Source organism: Aequorivita vitellina (genome assembly GCF_022008365.1).
In the GTDB taxonomy this organism is placed as follows: Bacteria; Bacteroidota; Bacteroidia; order Flavobacteriales; family Flavobacteriaceae; genus Aequorivita; species Aequorivita vitellina.
The window spans coordinates 1-689 of the sequence record NZ_JAIRBA010000119.1; the positions used below are offsets into that span (position 1 = coordinate 1).

Annotated in this window: 1 pseudogene; it reads left to right on the forward strand. The window is 43.7% G+C overall.

The features are described 5' to 3' along the window. Nucleotides 1-689, forward strand: a pseudogene (locus K8089_RS16240) (HYR domain-containing protein); the annotation flags it as partial.

A 689-nucleotide genomic window follows, 5' to 3' on the forward strand; every position in this document is an offset into this window, starting at 1 on the left:
ATGACAGTTACAGATACAGCTGGAAGAACAGCTACTTGTACTTCTACGGTTACTGTACAAGATGTTACAGCTCCTGAAGTATTCTGCGTTGGTGGTTTTGGAATCTTTACAGAATCTGAAGATTTTGAAGGTGCTACAATTCCAACGGGCTGGACTACAGTTATAGATGCAGGTGCTCGTGATTGGGAATTTGGTTCAGGAGATATGCCTAATGGAGATGATTTCACAACCAATGCCGCAATCTTTGATGATGACGCTGCGGGTGCTGGACAAACCAATCTTGTAAGGTTGCTATCACCAATATATGATCTTACTGGAGCTTCTAACGTAACTGTTGGCTACGATGTGGCTTTCCAAGAGTCCGGAAACCAAGAATTTATCGTAGAAGTATTTGATGGTGCCGCTTGGCAGCAAATTGCATTTTACGATGAAGATTTAAATCCAGATATCCAAACCGAATCAATCGATGTTTCTGCTTTTGTGAATGCTACATTCCAAGTGCGTTACACCTTTGATGACCTTGGCGGCTGGGGCTGGGGAGCTGGCGTTGACAACTTCCTATTAACTTATGAAGCTGCTGCAGGCGGTGGACTTGATGTTTTCCTTGATGCAAATGGAGTGGCTTCAATTAGCCCTAACGATCTTGTAACAAGTGTTAACGAAGCTTGTGGATACACCATTACCGCTGG